The organism is Paenibacillus sp. ClWae2A (assembly GCF_032452295.1).
Lineage (GTDB): Bacteria > Bacillota > Bacilli > Paenibacillales > Paenibacillaceae > Paenibacillus.
The window spans coordinates 1-14,362 of record NZ_JAULSQ010000025.1 but is presented as its reverse complement, the minus strand read 5'-3'; the positions used below and the strand labels follow the sequence as shown (position 1 = coordinate 14,362).

Below are 14,362 nucleotides of genomic sequence, written 5' to 3'. Positions count from 1 at the left end.
ACCTGTCCTGAAAATCAGGACAGGCGAATGACTTCTATGGTATCCCCCGTATGGATTACACCTTCCCGTTCAACCGAGCACACAATTCCACGTTTTTTCCGAGCCGCAGGCACGAATTTTTTGCGCAAACCGTCCTGTTCGTAGAATTGTTCAATCATTTTCCCCGGATGTACACAGGGAAGGTTCTCCCCTTCACATATTAACCCTGTCCCGTTCGGAAATAGGAGCCGCGTTCCAGCAGGCAGTTCCGTCAATCGATCAATGCCACGGACCAGTATATTGGCACCAAGCCACTCTGGACGCACTTCAGGAATGTTCATTTTCTCAGCAATAAGAGCACATTCTTCCTCAGAAACAATACTGATCTGGCGGCGATTCGCAATCGGTGTACCACGCTTGTAGATTTTCTGACGCGAGTCCGCTGGACGAAGCAGACCATAATGACGGTCACCCGGAATTCCTGCAAGCTCAATGTCGATAAAAGGTACAATTCGGGTCAAAAATGTGGATGGATCATCAGCCAACAAGACGAATTGAACTGTTCCCATAATAATCTCCTCCCTTTCCTAAGCAATATTACTTCTTTATTGTTCATTATTACCCAATGAATGGATTGTCGACAATCGGCGTATGCTTACCTTTGTAACCATTTTTTAATTTCAAGATCATAACTCAACTGGAAAACGATAAACAATTTTAATAATACGCAATTAAATTGTTATAAATTAAATTTGCTCTTTCCGTTCTTGTTGCAAACATTTATACTAGGATGGACAAGTAAATAAATTACATATCAGAAAGCAAGGTGTTTCCTTTGATTAGTATTATTTTTGTAGCTCTTGTAGCTGTCGAACACTTCTATATCATGGTAATGGAGATGTTTATGTGGACTCGTCCACGCACAATGAAAACCTTTAATCTCACGCCGGAATTCGCCAAATCCACCAAATCCCTCGCGGCCAATCAAGGTCTTTACAATGGGTTTCTTGCGGCAGGTCTGATCTGGGGACTCGTATATCCGGATGCTGCCGTTGGACAGCATATTCAGATTTTCTTCCTGGCGTGTGTGATTATTGCGGCTCTTTATGGAGGAGCAACTTCCTCACGGTCGATCATTATCAAACAAGGTTTGCCTGCGATCATTGCGTTATTGCTAGTTCTGTTCCTGTAATTTCTGTCGAATGGTGCATTGCCTCGATTCATGTTAACTCCTTTATGGTAAGGTAGTGAATAGATAGCAGTGTACAATGACCAGAATCGTTCTGGAATTGGAAGGAGAACATGTCATGGGATTGTTTGACAAGCTTCGGCGGCGCAAAAAGGAGAAAGTACCTGCAGGTGGTGCTGTCGAATCGACGAATTACAGTGAAACCATCGTGGGTTTTGTCCTGCTGGAGCGTGACGATTGTGATTTTGACCTTTTCATCAGGAACATGAAGAACGAATGGGATATCGAGATTGAAGAACACCCAGAGGAGGGCAATCTCTTTTTCGAAGTGAATGGGATGCAGGTGGTATGTGCTCACATTGCTGCGCCTGTACCCGACCGTGAAGTTGAGGAGAATGCTAAGCTAAACATCCTTTGGCGAGAAGCGGAACAAGTTACCTCACGGCACCAGTCTCAGATTATTGTCTCTGTTCTGAACGCAACAGATGCTATTGAGGGACATGTTCTGTTCACTCAAACAGCGAGTGCCTTGTTACAGTTGGATCACGCGCTGGCCATATACATGGCCCCACTTGTCGTTGAAGCCAGTCAATATGTCGAAACCAGCCGTGGGATCAAACATGATGAGTTGCCAGTCTCGCTCTGGATTTTCATCGGATTATTCCAAAATGCCGAAGGCGCTTCAGCTTACACTTACGGACTACGTAACTTTGGAAAAGAAGAGATGGAGATTATGCAATCGTCTGAATCCTTAAGCGATGTATTTGAGATGATGTTCATGACCACAACGTATGTGGTTGAGAACGACGTCACACTGCATGATGGGGAAACACTTGGTTTCTCGGCAGAACAAAAGCTGAGCATTTCCCTTTCCAAAGGTGTAGCATCGGAAGGTAACAGTTTGAAGATTGGCTTTTAACTTACGTAGGATTTTTACTTTATCGTGTCACCGTTGTAGAAGCCGTCTGGAGTTCAACCTCTGGGCGGCTTTTAGCTATTTAACCTTCCTCCCAATGAAGATATGATAACAATCCCTGAATTTAACTCCCCTAGGAAAAAGTAGTCCATAAGAACCACTATATTGTGAATTCAGTTTTCATTATCGTTATAAAACGGTATAATTAATAGGCTTATAGTCTCATATATTACATATTATTTTATTATCGAGGAGTTGCCTACATGTCTGTTAGACGTTTGGATTCAACTAAACCTATTATTGAAATTATCTAGGAAGGTATTGTTTCTCCTGAACATGTCGAACAAACGAATACAGAAATCCAGAGAATAGCGGAACAATTGGGGAATTCGTTTGATGTGCTAGTAGATATGCGGAACATGAAGGCTTTCCCTCAGGATACCAAAGAAAAAATTGTGGAACACCAGAAATTACTGACACATTGGGGTATGAAACGAGCCAGTGTAGCGGTAGGTGGTGCAATCGCCAAAATGCAATTGAATCGGATTTCCAAAGAATCGGCGCACCAGACTGAATTCCAATGGGAAACGTATGACGAGGCTTTGGCATTTTTGTTGAAATAAAATTGAAGTGATACGGCGTAAGTATATAGATATCCACCTATGCAGTACATGGCACACAGAAAGAGGCGTTCCCCATGAGGAAGCGCCTTTTTCTTTTGCAGTTCTACGTGGCTTACTCAGTTTTGCCAGTGATCCGAACGCTCATCATTTAAGATTCAAGTTTACTTACACGCACCATCGTTACCGATGTACCATTTAGGGACTCCTCCACGAATCCTAACCGCTTATATAAACGAATCGCTTGGTTATCCGGGTCAACACTGAGCGAGACTGCTGCAATTCCCCGCCGTTCAACCTCATCTAATGCGGTCTGAAGCAGTAAGGTCCCTACTCCTTTTCCACGTGCATCTTCCGTTACAGCCATCCCCATCTCTGGCGTAGCTGCATTCACATAACCGTATCCCGCATTCTGATCCGTATAGAATCTTAATGTTATTGAACCCAGTCTCTTGCCCTGCTGGTCAACTGCAACATACCCGAAATCCCCTTCTCTCCCCCAGTCTTCAACGTATTTGGACAGTCCGGGAGTATGAATACTTTCGATTGGAAAAGGTTCATCACCTTCTCTTCTATGCAGGGATGCGTATAACATCTCCCACAGGAAAGGGATATCCTGTTCTTCAATAGGGCGTACATAATAGTTGGTTATGATAGTCATGTTTACTCCTCCTTCAGCTTTTCAAAAAGGCGGTCCATCTCATTCAGATTAAACTCATCGGTAACCTCGTAGTCCTGAAATTTGTCTCTTGTTTTCGCGCCGCTATAGATGGAGATAGATTGTTCATTATAAAACGTGATTCCGAAATCTTCAGTAAAGCGACCTTCTTTATTAATAGTAAGTCGCCACTCATAGTAATGCGGATTCCTTTCGGAAACGTCGAATTCCCCTACTCTTTTAAGATCAACATCCTTTAATAGCTTCAGCATGTCTCTAATCTCTTTGGGATCTGTAATCGTTATTTCATCATCTTCATTATACGGTTCATTGTTGGAAATTTTCCTAATCGTCAGTCGATCCAATGTATCCAGCATCGTCATATGATCGGTAACCTCTGCTCGAAACGTCGTATGTTTGCTGGGGATATACATAGTATATTGACCAGAGGTATACATACGCACTGCAATAGCTAAAAAAACAATAATCATGGCGATACCCATAATCATCTTGATTCGTTTAGTCATCCCAATCCCCTCTCTAGATCTACATAAAACATATAAATTGGTAATTATTGATATATTCCAGTATAACATCTCACTCCTTCTGTTCCAATGTTATTTCTTATCTCTGGTCCCTCAATTACGATACGTTTTGGGCTACCCTAAAATTGAAGATTCAAATGAAAATTTAAATAAACAAGCCGCGTTCGCGGCTTGTTTGTTACTTTGTTATATTACCTATTCAGAACGAGGTAAGACCCCCCCCTTACCCTAGCCATGAATATGATACACGTGGGCTTGGACTCACGACTGGTCAGGTTACTTCCGAAACCTTATTTTTTAGCGCAATACACGGCCTGCAGATTCTCGGATAACCAGCTCGGGCTTCAGGACAATCTTCTGCGGTTCTTTACGCTCATCCTTTAACTCTTCAATCAGCAGATCTACAGCGCGATGTCCCAGTTCTTCTATTGGCTGGGCAACGGTTGTAAGTGGTGGACTGGTTACCGAAGCCAGAATGGTATTATCAAACCCGATAATCGACACATCCTCTGGCACGCTTAGCCCCAGCTCTTTGGCTGCCTGAAGAGCACCGATGGCCTGAATGTCATTACAACAGAACAAGCCTGTTGGGTGATTGTTCTCACCAAGCAGCAGTAGCGCCTCTTTTTTGGCCGAGCTCAGGTCAGCTGCGGATTCTCGGATCTGAGTCGGTTCCAGCGTATGACCTGCCTTAATCAGTGTTTCACGGAATCCACGTACACGTTCCTGACTGCTGCTGACTTTGGACGGTTCCGACAATACCGCTACACGGATGTGCCCAAGTTCAAGCAGATGCTCCGCTGCGAGTGCTCCGCCGAGTATGTCGTCAATGGTGACCGTATGTACCGACAGCGATGGCATATGACGGGCAATCAGAGCAACAGGTATAGACTGCTGCAAGAGGGGTGACAAAATTTCGGCATTATCGATCCCGGTTCCGATCATCATGCCATCGACTCTTTTTTGCTGAAGCAGATTCAGGTAACGCTCTACCCGCTCGTCCTTATTATCCGTACTGCAAATGACCACGCTGTAACCCAGTTGACGGCTTCGATCTTCCACGGCTCTGGCGAGTTCTGCGAAATACGGGTTCGAAATGTCCGGTACGAGCAGCCCCAATGTGTACGTCTGCTTCCCTGTAAGTGCAGCTGCGATCGCGCTGGGTTGATAGTGAAGGCGTTCCATAATCTCCATAATCTCGGCGCGCCGCTTCTCACTGATCTTACCTTTGCCATTAATGACCTGCGAGACAGTTGCAATGGATACACCCGCCTCGCGTGCTATATCGTATATGGTTGCTTTCATTGTTTTTTCCCCATTTGTGCTATATATAATATACATAGATAATTGTTCTCTTCTCATTATGCAGGGGGAAGTCTGCATACGCAACTTGAAGCCAGCACAATGTGCGTAGCAGGAATTGTTTTACTTTTTCATCAACCACTCATGGTCAGGGTCGTTATGGAATTTCCATGTCCGAGTTGGGCCAGCCATCACGTTCAAATAGTAGACTTCATACCCCGGAGGAGCACCTACTGGATGATATCCGTCCGGAACAAGCACCACTTCACCGTTCTTCACTGCAAGCGTCTCGTCCACAGAACGATCATCCGTGTATATGCGCTGAATAGCAAACCCCTGCTCAGGCTGCACACGGAAATAATACGTTTCTTCCAGCAAAGATTCATCCGGGAGTGCGTCCCGATCATGCTTATGTGGCGGGTAACTGGACCAATGCCCATCTGGCGTGAACACCTCAACAACGAGCAAACTGTCCGCTTCCTTCTGTTCCGGCAAAATGTTGTGAATCTGGCGTTCCAGATTGCCATACCCTCTCGCCTCTACCCCTACATCTTCGGGTGCAATGAGACGAGCCGGGTACGTGCCTTTACCGGGTGCAACACATATAGCGACTTCCAGTTCGGTACGTGCTGTGATCTGCACTTGATCGGAAGTTGAGACGTAGACTGAATACGGCGGAATTTTCTCGAAAACACTCATTCTTTTCCCGATATTATCCCATGTGTGCTCCCGGGTACTTACATTGGCGAAACCGCTGAGGAGCACCACACAGAGTTCCTGATCACCGCTCTCGCGGGTCAGCGTCTCCCCTTCTGCCAACTTCGCTACCTGAAATCCAACATATTCCCACCCGGCCGACTCCGGTGTTACGTTTATAAGTGTACCGTCTCCCTCCGGGTTGACCACGGGTTTCACAATACGTTCTGACATCTTGCCATCCACTCCTTTCTGTACTCGTCCACAACAACCTGATACTTATAAAAACAAAAACTTGGACTATTCATGCCCTCTATTTAGAAAAAGTGACTTTAATCATCCACCTATGGCGTTGCCGTTTGCGATTCCAGTGACATCCCGGGGACTTCACTCAGCTTCACAGGTCTTCCCCGCTCCATGGACATTTTTGCTGCCAGAGCAATTCGTTCTGCCTGTACTGCATCGTGGCCATCTACGATAACCGCTGTATCATGAATGATTGCATCGATAAAGAGGGCTGTCTCCTGTACATACGCCTCATTGTAGCGTTCCAGGAAAAAGTGTAACGGTTTGTCACGCATGAGCCCGGCCGCTGTACTGATCTCAGCCGTATTCGGATGATCATTCGCCGCTGCGGCGCTGCCCATTGAGCCAAATACTTCAACACGCTGGTCATACCCGTATACAGCCTGACGACTGTTATCAATAACACCAATCGCCCCGTTGGCAAATGTCATCGTTACAATCGCTGTATCCACGTCACCATGTTCCGCAAAAACCGGATTGATCAGTACGTTGCCCTGGGCGTATACTTCTTCCACTTCACTACCGGACAGATAACGGGCCATGTCAAAATCGTGGATCATCATGTCCATGAAGATCCCGCCAGACACCCGGATATACTCTGCAGGCGGTGGACTCGGGTCGCGAGACGTGATTTTGATAATATGCGGATCACCAATCGTACCATCCTGCACATGTGCACGTATCCGTCTGAAGTTATGATCAAAGCGGCGGTTAAATCCGATTTGCAGCTTCACGCCAGCCTTCTGAACCGCTGCTACAGCTGCTTGGGTCTGTGCCAGATCCATGCTGACCGGCTTCTCGCAGAAGATATGTTTGCCTGCCTTGGCAGCCTGTTCGATCAGTGGAACATGTGTATCTGTTGAAGAACAGATCAACACTGCGTCTACATTAGGCATCGAGATCAACTCGCTGCTATCCTTTGTTACAACAGGGATGCCACGGCTGGAGGCCCAAGCCTCCAATTCAGGACCTGCAAACAAGTCACTGATTCCCACAATCTCGGCATGCGGGTTGCGCAGGAGATTGTCTGCATGAATTTTGCCGATCCGTCCAGCACCGATGATGCCAATTCTCACTTTGTCCTTGCCCATTCCGTTATCCTCCCTATGTGCGTCCATATGGGCTGGGCGTTCCCCTTAGCCCGAGTGATGCTCTGGTTGTTACCAGCGCGCCGTTACCATCTTCTTGCGAGTGTAGAATTCAACACCATCCGTGCCATTGGCATGCAGATCACCATAGAAGGACTTTTTCCAACCGGAAAACGGGAAAAATGCCATTGGTGCAGGTACGCCCAGGTTAATACCCAACATGCCCGCATCAATCGTTTCACGGAATTGACGCATACTCGCCCCGCTGCGGGTGAACAGACACGCCCCGTTGGCAAAATCGGAACGGTTCGCCAGCTCAACGGCTTCCTCCAGCGTAGACACTCTTGCCACCGAGAGTACTGGAGCAAAGATCTCATCCTGCCAGATTTTCATATTGCTATCAACTTGGTCGAATACCGTTGGCCCTACAAAATAACCGGATTCACCTGTCGCCTGATCCTTACGTCCATCCCGAATCAATGCCGCGCCTTCCTGCTCTCCGGCTTCAATGTAACTGAGTGTACGCTCTTTATGTGGTCCACGGATGACAGGACCTAGGAACACGCCCTCATCCATGCCGTTACCAATGGTAATGCGGTCTGCCGCTTCCACCAGCTTTTGTACCAGTTCGTCAGCCACATCACCCACAGCCACAACAACCGCACATGCCATGCAGCGTTCCCCTGCTGAGCCAAAGGCTGCACTGGTAATCTCTTTCACGGTTAGATCCAGATCGGCGTCCGGCATAACGATGGAGTGGTTTTTGGCACCAGCCAGTGCCTGTACCCGTTTGCCATGCTTGGATGCAGTGGTGTAGACGTATTCAGCTACAGGTTGTGATCCGACAAAGGAGATCGCTTGAACATCCTTATGTTCCAGCAAACCGTTCACGACATCATGCGCACCGTGAACGATGTTGAGCACGCCGTCCGGAAGCCCCGCTTCCTTGAACAGCTCTGCCAGGCGGCCTGCCAGTAGCGGTGTGCGCTCGGACGGCTTCAGGACAAAGGTGTTACCACACGCAATAGCCAGCGGGAACATCCAGCACGGTACCATCATCGGGAAATTGAATGGGGTAATTCCCCCAATAACACCGATCGGGTAGCGGTACATGCCCGACTCCAGTCCTGTCGCGATATCAGGCAGTTGTTTGCCCATCATCAGATTCGGGGCACCTGCCGCGAACTCGACGCATTCAATGCCACGCAATACCTCGCCGTACGCTTCGGCATAACTTTTACCGTTCTCCAGCGTCACCAGGCGAGCGAGTTCTTCCCAATGTTCCACCAGCAGCTGCTGGTAGCGGAACAGAATACGTGCACGGCGTGGAACCGGTGTGCTGCTCCATGACTTGAACGCTTCTCGTGCTGTCTGAACCGCCAGATCCACGTCCGCTTGTTCGGACAGTGGCACATGTGCAATAACTTCTTCCGTCGCCGGATTCACAACCGGCTCCGTACGAGTTGCCACTGGGGTTACCCAGGCACCTCCGATCCAGTTTTGTACCATTGTTGCTGTTGCAGACGCTTCAGAAATTCCTTTTCCCATAGCCCTGTCTCCCTTCACTTATGTGTGATCCCGTATGTTCAACTTATATCATTGATGTTGATCTGTATGAGTACGTTATTCAAAGTATTGCAACGAGATTCAAGACACGGTGATCTCGCCCCGATTGCAACGTTCGATGTAGTCATTCACCTGTTCCACCGTTGGCATCGCATCCGAACAACTGTGGCTCGAAATGACGATACTTGCTGCGCCACTGCCATACGCCATACTTCGCTCAATCGTCCAGCCCTGCATCAATCCATACAGGAACCCGGCTGCGTAGGAGTCGCCTGCACCGAACGTTTTGACCACTTTTGCCGGATAGCTGTCTGCACGGTGAGAAAGCCCTTCACGCGTATAAGCAATGGACCCTTCCTTGCCGTGTTTGATTACAACGATGTTGGCTGAGAAATCAAACCATTTCTGTGCAGTTACCTGATCACTATGATCCGGATTGTGATCGAATGTCTCCATCATGTCGAACTCTTCACGTGTGCCCAGGATGATATCGCATTTCTCGGCTGCGAGGTTATAATAGACCGCTGTCTCTTCGTCTGATGTCCATGTGTATGGGCGATAGTCCAGATCAAACACAATAACTGTGCCATGTTTTTTCGCATACGTTAGTGCCTGTAATACAGCTTCACGGGATGGGCTCTGCGCGAGGGCTGTGCCTGAGATTAACAGCACTTTGGAGTCAGCAATCAACTGCTCCTGCACCTCTTGCGCCTGTAATAACAAATCCGCTACATTGTCCCGGTACATCAGAATACTGCAATCCGTTGGGCTCTTGATTTCGGTAAAAGCAAGCCCTGTCACGGCTCCGGTGTCATCTGTAACTACATTTGATGTGTCGATGCCGTTCTTCTCCAAATAACTCTGGATGAATCTGCCCATCTGGTCGCCCGCGATCTTACCGATAAAAGCCGTCTCCATACCCAGTCTGGACATGCCAATCGTAATATTGGCCGGAGAGCCCCCTACATACTTCGTGAACGTCATCGTCTCTTCCATCGGGCGATTGATCTCATTGGCATTCAAGTCGATGCACAAGCGACCAATCGCGGTGAAATCCTTCTTCCTGGATACCGGAAAGGATACGTAAGTCATTGCATGTGAGCCCCTTTCTGTGGTGGGATTTTACATGTTGTATATCAATATCTAGACTAGTTACTCATTCCATCGTAAGGACTCGTAAACGGCTAGAGTAGGTCAGTTTTATTTTCCAATCGTAACGTTATACTCTTGCTGGCCTTCTTCCTTTTTCACTTCATAGGTGTGGCCTCTGACCGCTGCAATACTGAACGAATCAGCTGTGTTGGTATAACGATTCCATATAGCTCAAAGATCGCTTCGCATACTCATAAGGGTTATGAATCGCAGGGTCCTGCTCTCCTTCAAGCATCGCCCAACCATCGTACCCTCGTGTGATCAGTTCTTGCAGAATTGGTGCAAAATCAATGCATCCATCTCCTGGTACGGTGAACACGCCTCTACGAATACAACCGACAAAATCAGACTGCTCCGCGCGTGCTTCATCCAGCACATGAGGGCGAATGTCTTTCAGATGGATATAGGCGATCCGATCATAATGTTTGCGCAGCAGTTCAAGCGGATTGGCTCCGCCATAATAGGCATGACCAGTATCATAGAGCAGATACACGAGAGAAGGGTCTGTCAGCTCCATCAGTCGATCAATCTCATCCGGTTGCTCTACCACTGTGCCTCCATGATGATGGTACGTAAGCTTCAACCCATGTTCGCGGGCAATAGCTCCAGCTTCGTTCAACCCTTCAGCGAGAATATGCCATTCAGATTCGCTGAGTCTAAGCACTTCTTTTTCATTCGGTGTCCGTCTTGGATCAAAATGAAGTGACCCGCCTACCTCCGCCGTACTGATCACCTTACTGCCCATGGATTGCAGAAATTCCGCATGTCTGCGATAACTGTCCAGCTCCGACTGACGATACGCCGGATCGGAGAACAGCACCGATTTCCACTGGGAGACAAGCTTGATATTCCTTTTGCTCAATTCCTCACGCAATATAGCAGGATCAGTTGGATATTTACGTCCCATCTCTGTACCTGTCAGCCCAAGACGCTGAATGTCATCCAGAATCTGCGCACATGTTGTCGCATCACCATGCTCCTTCACATCTTCACCGACCCAATTGATCGGATGAATCCCAAGCTGGAATGGCAGCTTGCTCATTGCTCCACGTCTCCTTTGTCGTTCAACATTGTGGTTCACTATATTAAACCGGATTAAATAAGTCTTGCTTTAGCGCGGTTGGCTTGCATGGTTTGATGGGCATGAACTACCTTTTCCTCGGCAGATACTTCTGGTACACCTACATTCCACCACGACTCGTATCCACCTGCGTTGGTTCCAGGCACGACCGGAATCTCAATCAGCGTACTCACTGTTTCGTTCTTCGCATCTCGGAGTGCTTGTTCCAGCTGTTCTGCTGTCTCCGCTCTATAGGATTTGGCTCCCATGCTTCGTGCGTGTGCAGCAAAGTCCATTGGCATGTAATCCCCGGTCAGTCGTCCACTCTCGGATTCCCGATAACGGAACTCATTGCCGAACCCGTCACTACCATGTTCCCGCTGCAAATTATGAATACACTGGAATCCATTGTTGTTGAATAATAGAACGGTCATCTTCTTCTGTTCCTGCAAACTGGTCACAAACTCCGAATGCAGCATCAGATAACTGCCATCCCCCACCATGGCGTACACTTCACGATCCGGCTCAGCAAGTGCTGCTCCGAACGCTCCGCTTACCTCGTACCCCATACAGGAGAATCCATACTCCATGTGATACGTCTTTGGTTCAGCCGCACGCCACAGACGATGCAGGTCTCCTGGCAGACTGCCTGCCGCACACACAATAACGGAGGATGGATCAATCGTCCGATTAACTATGCCGACTGCCGTTGTCTGTGCCAGCCCTGCTTCATGTTGAGCTGCATACAGCCGATCCACTTCTGCATTCCACTCAGCGCGGAGATCAGCGATTTCGGATGCACCATATGCACTGCGGTATTGTCTTTGCTGCAATTCCTTCTGCAAAGCCTGCAATCCTTCGCGCGCATCTGCCAGAATAGCTTCTCCGCCTAACTTGGCGGCATCCATGCCGTTCAGGTTGATGTTGATGAATGACACTTCCGGATGCTGAAAAGCAGAGCGGGACGCCGTCGTGAAATCCGAGAACCGCGTACCGACGCCGATCACAACGTCTGCTTCTCTCGCCAGCCTATTGGCTGCCAGAGAGCCGGTAACCCCGATGGCCCCCACATTCAGTGGGTGGTCCCAAGAGACTGCGCTCTTGCCCGCCTGCGTCTCGGCGATCGGAATGCCAAATGCTTCGGCGAACTCCACGAGTTGAACGGACGCCTCAGAGTACAACACACCGCCGCCTGCAACGAGCATCGGCTTTCTGCCTCGGGCAATCTGCTCCGTTGCCCGCTCAATAGCTGCCTGTACCGGGGGGCGACGATCCAGATAATGTACTTTGCGGGCAAAGAATGATTCCGGGTAATCGTACGCTTCTGCCTGCACATCCTGCGGCAGTGCAAGCGTTACCGCTCCCGTCTCTGCTGGATCGGTTAGTACACGCATGGCCTGCGTAGCAGCAATTATCAACTGTTCGGGACGAACAATGCGATCCCAGTACTTACTGACGGCTTTGAATGGATCAGTGGCTGAGATCGTATAATCACTGCTCACTTCCAACTGTTGAAGTACCGGGTCCGGTTCCCGTGTAGCAAAGTTGTCTCCAGGAAGCAATAAAACCGGAATTCGGTTCACCGTTGCAGTAGCTGCCGCCGTAATCATATTCAAAGCACCAGGTCCAATGGATGTTGTACATGCATAGATCTGTCTGCGGTTCTTCTGCTTGGCATAAGCCGCTGCCGTATGTACCATACCTTGTTCGTTCTTGCCTTGCATATACGTCAGGCTTCCCGGACTGCGCTCCAACGCTTCTCCAATGCCTGTTACGTTGCCATGTCCAAAAATACCGATGATGCCCTTCACAAACTTGGTTTCCACTCCGTCAACCGAGATATATTGCTGATCCAGGTATCGAAGCAGTGCCTGAGCCATCGTTAATCGAATTGTTTTCATGAATTGATCGCCGTCCTTTCCTTTACGGGTTAAGCGCTTAATCTACGTTAAGTTTAAGCGCCTTACCCCTAAAGGTTAAGCGCTTAATTGATATGGTATTACAGGTTAATGATTTACGCAAGCTATTTTTGTAAGCGTTTTTATAAAAGTGGTAAAGAAGAGTATATCCAGGCGTTATACGGTGCTTTAGATCTGTTCCATTTGAATAGCGTCCACAATTAACAAGGACAAATTTAAGGTGGGGAAATTTATGCAAGCGCGGGATACATCCTGGTACATGATAAAGAGCCATATACTCTCTGAGAGCACCACGTACTAAATTACCAATAAACCTATGAATGCAAAAAAAGAAAGAGACGGTGAGTACCATCTCTTTCTTTTTCAATATGTAAGCGGGTGATGGGAATCGAACCCACGCTATTAGCTTGGAAGGCTAAAGTTCTACCATTGAACTACACCCGCATAACAACAATCGGGATGACACGATTTGAACATGCGACCCCCTGGTCCCAAACCAGGTGCTCTACCAAGCTGAGCTACATCCCGTTATCTATACCGGCGAGAGGACTCGAACCTCCACGGTTTCCCACTCGATTTTGAGTCGAGCGCGTCTGCCATTCCGCCACGCCGGCAAAATATGAAGTTATAATGGCGCGCCCTGAGAGATTCGAACTCCCGGCCTTTTGATTCGTAGTCAAACGCTCTATCCAGCTGAGCTAAGGGCGCAAAATATTGGAGCGGAAGACGGGAATCGAACCCGCGACCCTCGCCTTGGCAAGGCGATGCTCTACCGCTGAGCCACTTCCGCAAATAAAGGATGCGCGTGGAGGGACTTGAACCCCCACGTCAAAGACGCTAGATCCTAAGTCTAGTGCGTCTGCCAATTCCGCCACACGCGCATATAATGGTGAGTCATGAAGGGCTCGAACCTTCGACACCCTGATTAAAAGTCAGGTGCTCTACCAACTGAGCTAATGACTCATAGAAAAACTGGTGGAGGATGATGGATTCGAACCACCGAACCCGTACGGGAGCAGATTTACAGTCTGATGCGTTTGGCCGCTTCGCTAATCCTCCAGGATTACATGGTGCCGGCGAGAGGACTTGAACCCCCAACCTACTGATTACAAGTCAGTTGCTCTACCAGTTGAGCTACACCGGCGTATTAAAGGTGTTATATATGGTGGCTCGGGACGGAATCGAACCGCCGACACGAGGATTTTCAGTCCTCTGCTCTACCGACTGAGCTACCGAGCCTTACTAAATCAAAAAGTGGCGGAACCGACGGGATTCGAACCCGCGATCTCCTGCGTGACAGGCAGGCATGTTAGGCCAACTACACCACGGTTCCATAGTACTTTCTCAAAGGAAAGTTTAATTGCGG

Annotated in this window: 13 protein-coding genes and 11 tRNA genes; 3 read left to right on the top strand and 21 right to left on the bottom strand. The window is 48.4% G+C overall.

The annotated features are described in order from the left end of the window. Positions 1 to 14: 14 nt before the first annotated feature. Positions 15 to 548 carry an MOSC domain-containing protein gene (locus QVE09_RS31205; RefSeq protein ID WP_315939879.1) on the bottom strand — a complete coding sequence of 178 codons (534 nt, stop codon included), beginning with the start codon at positions 546 to 548 and terminating at the stop codon, positions 15 to 17. Between the two features lie 266 nt (positions 549 to 814). Between QVE09_RS31205 and QVE09_RS31200 the strand changes: the two genes are divergently transcribed. From QVE09_RS31200 to QVE09_RS31190, 3 genes are all read left to right on the top strand, one after another. Next, positions 815 to 1,171: a DUF1304 domain-containing protein gene (locus QVE09_RS31200; protein WP_036608019.1), complete on the top strand. Its 357-nt coding sequence runs from the start codon at positions 815 to 817 to the stop codon at positions 1,169 to 1,171. Between the two features lie 76 nt (positions 1,172 to 1,247). After that, positions 1,248 to 2,087, top strand: a complete 840-nt coding sequence (locus QVE09_RS31195) for a DUF4261 domain-containing protein (RefSeq protein ID WP_315939878.1) — start codon at positions 1,248 to 1,250, stop codon at positions 2,085 to 2,087. Between the two features lie 395 nt (positions 2,088 to 2,482). Then, positions 2,483 to 2,707, top strand: a complete 225-nt coding sequence (locus QVE09_RS31190) for a hypothetical protein (RefSeq protein WP_315939877.1) — start codon at positions 2,483 to 2,485, stop codon at positions 2,705 to 2,707. Positions 2,708 to 2,855: 148 nt separating this feature from the next. On the opposite strand, the gene QVE09_RS31185 is transcribed toward QVE09_RS31190, so the two are convergent. From QVE09_RS31185 to QVE09_RS31090, 20 genes are all read right to left on the bottom strand, one after another. Further along, on the bottom strand, positions 2,856 to 3,365 hold the full coding sequence (locus QVE09_RS31185) for a GNAT family N-acetyltransferase (RefSeq protein WP_051449808.1): 510 nt from the start codon (positions 3,363 to 3,365) through the stop codon (positions 2,856 to 2,858). Positions 3,366 to 3,367: 2 nt separating this feature from the next. Continuing rightward, positions 3,368 to 3,889: a hypothetical protein gene (locus QVE09_RS31180; RefSeq protein ID WP_315939876.1), complete on the bottom strand. Its 522-nt coding sequence runs from the start codon at positions 3,887 to 3,889 to the stop codon at positions 3,368 to 3,370. 315 nt (positions 3,890 to 4,204) lie between these two features. Further along, positions 4,205 to 5,212, bottom strand: a complete 1,008-nt coding sequence (locus QVE09_RS31175; protein ID WP_315939875.1) for a LacI family DNA-binding transcriptional regulator — start codon at positions 5,210 to 5,212, stop codon at positions 4,205 to 4,207. Positions 5,213 to 5,332: 120 nt separating this feature from the next. Continuing rightward, a complete protein-coding gene (gene iolB, locus QVE09_RS31170; RefSeq protein WP_221824325.1) occupies positions 5,333 to 6,139 on the bottom strand; it encodes a 5-deoxy-glucuronate isomerase in 807 nt (268 codons plus the stop codon). Positions 6,140 to 6,249: 110 nt separating this feature from the next. Further along, positions 6,250 to 7,302 (bottom strand): inositol 2-dehydrogenase, encoded by a 1,053-nt coding sequence (iolG, locus tag QVE09_RS31165; protein WP_315939874.1) that lies wholly within the window; start codon positions 7,300 to 7,302, stop codon positions 6,250 to 6,252. Between the two features lie 69 nt (positions 7,303 to 7,371). After that, a complete protein-coding gene (locus QVE09_RS31160) occupies positions 7,372 to 8,847 on the bottom strand; it encodes a CoA-acylating methylmalonate-semialdehyde dehydrogenase (protein ID WP_017691140.1) in 1,476 nt (491 codons plus the stop codon). A 99-nt stretch (positions 8,848 to 8,946) separates the two neighbouring features. Next, complete coding sequence (iolC, locus tag QVE09_RS31155; protein WP_047841171.1) at positions 8,947 to 9,957, bottom strand: 5-dehydro-2-deoxygluconokinase; 1,011 nt, start codon at positions 9,955 to 9,957, stop codon at positions 8,947 to 8,949. Between the two features lie 199 nt (positions 9,958 to 10,156). Further along, positions 10,157 to 11,059: a myo-inosose-2 dehydratase gene (gene iolE / locus QVE09_RS31150; protein WP_315939873.1), complete on the bottom strand. Its 903-nt coding sequence runs from the start codon at positions 11,057 to 11,059 to the stop codon at positions 10,157 to 10,159. Between the two features lie 53 nt (positions 11,060 to 11,112). Further along, on the bottom strand, positions 11,113 to 12,978 hold the full coding sequence (iolD, locus tag QVE09_RS31145; RefSeq protein WP_315939872.1) for a 3D-(3,5/4)-trihydroxycyclohexane-1,2-dione acylhydrolase (decyclizing): 1,866 nt from the start codon (positions 12,976 to 12,978) through the stop codon (positions 11,113 to 11,115). Between the two features lie 391 nt (positions 12,979 to 13,369). After that, a tRNA-Gly gene (locus QVE09_RS31140) sits at positions 13,370 to 13,440 on the bottom strand. A gap of 10 nt (positions 13,441 to 13,450) precedes the next feature. Then, positions 13,451 to 13,524: transfer RNA gene (locus tag QVE09_RS31135), tRNA-Pro, on the bottom strand. Positions 13,525 to 13,531: 7 nt separating this feature from the next. After that, positions 13,532 to 13,610, bottom strand: a tRNA-Leu gene (locus tag QVE09_RS31130). A 17-nt stretch (positions 13,611 to 13,627) separates the two neighbouring features. Beyond that, positions 13,628 to 13,704: transfer RNA gene (locus QVE09_RS31125), tRNA-Arg, on the bottom strand. Between the two features lie 7 nt (positions 13,705 to 13,711). Then, positions 13,712 to 13,786, bottom strand: a tRNA-Gly gene (locus QVE09_RS31120). A 10-nt stretch (positions 13,787 to 13,796) separates the two neighbouring features. After that, positions 13,797 to 13,877, bottom strand: a tRNA-Leu gene (locus QVE09_RS31115). 6 nt (positions 13,878 to 13,883) lie between these two features. Next, positions 13,884 to 13,959: transfer RNA gene (locus QVE09_RS31110), tRNA-Lys, on the bottom strand. Between the two features lie 10 nt (positions 13,960 to 13,969). Continuing rightward, a tRNA-Tyr gene (locus QVE09_RS31105) sits at positions 13,970 to 14,055 on the bottom strand. A 9-nt stretch (positions 14,056 to 14,064) separates the two neighbouring features. Then, positions 14,065 to 14,140, bottom strand: a tRNA-Thr gene (locus QVE09_RS31100). A 19-nt stretch (positions 14,141 to 14,159) separates the two neighbouring features. Beyond that, positions 14,160 to 14,235: transfer RNA gene (locus QVE09_RS31095), tRNA-Phe, on the bottom strand. A gap of 16 nt (positions 14,236 to 14,251) precedes the next feature. Beyond that, positions 14,252 to 14,329 (bottom strand) — tRNA-Asp (locus tag QVE09_RS31090). Positions 14,330 to 14,362 lie beyond the last annotated feature (33 nt).